2 protein-coding genes are annotated in these 884 nt (G+C 65.3%); both read left to right on the forward strand.

The features are described 5' to 3' along the window. Positions 1-349, forward strand: a 349-nt coding sequence (locus I55_RS32220) for a hypothetical protein (RefSeq protein ID WP_044564823.1), incomplete at its 5' end; no start/stop codon positions are given. Beyond that, on the forward strand, positions 330-884 hold a 555-nt coding region (locus I55_RS32225; protein WP_252181398.1), incomplete at its 3' end, for a class I SAM-dependent methyltransferase. The genes I55_RS32220 and I55_RS32225, both read left to right, overlap by 20 nt.

Raw genomic sequence — 884 nt, forward strand, 5'->3', positions numbered from 1 at the left:
CCTGAACCTGGTGCCCAACTACAGTCCGGAGATCTTCTACCGGGAATCCCTGGCGCAGCTTTACGGCCGGCCGGAGCGGCTGAAGGCCGAGACCGTGCGCTGGTATTATGAGACCAACAACATCCCCGGCGGCTTCAAGCGCGTCACCCAGTACCTGGAGGCCAACCAGAAGAACTTCTGGAAGACCGGCGCGGGAGATGAGGCGGCGGCCGTCACGGTGCCCATCCTGCTGCAATGGGGCGACCGCGACATCGTCCTGCCCATCGACCGGGCGAGCCTTCGGCATGCTCTTGGCCAGCCTGTTCCGGTCATTGATCAAGACCGGCCACATGACACTCATCGACGCTGACGGCCGCCGCCATGAATTCGGCCATCATCCCCCCGACGGGCTATCCGGCGGGGTGATCCCCGGCGGCATCGCCGATGGGGGGCCCGCCAGCTACGGCCCCATCACCGTGCGGGTGACCGACCCCAGCCTGCATTGGAAGCTGGCGCTGGTCCCCCGCCTCTATGCTGGCGAGGCCTACATGGACGGCACGCTGGTGATGGAGGAGGGCAGCATCTACGACCTGCTGGCCCTGGTCACCCGTAACAGCGGCTGGCAGAACATCAGCTGGACCGACAGCCTGATGGGTCCCATCGAGACGCTGACCCGCTATGCCCAGCAGTTCAACCCGGCCCAGCGGTCGCGCACCAACGTCGCCCACCATTACGACCTGTCAGGCCAGCTCTATTCCCTGTTCCTGGACAGCGACCGACAATATTCCTGCGCCTACTTCCCCACGCCGGAGACACCGCTGGAGGAAGCGCAGAGCCTGAAGAAGCGGCACATCATCGCCAAGCTGCGCCTGGAGCCCGGCCACAAGGTGCTGAACATCGGCTGC

It is taken from the genome of Azospirillum sp. B4 (assembly GCF_000333275.1).
GTDB lineage: Bacteria > Pseudomonadota > Alphaproteobacteria > Azospirillales > Azospirillaceae > Nitrospirillum.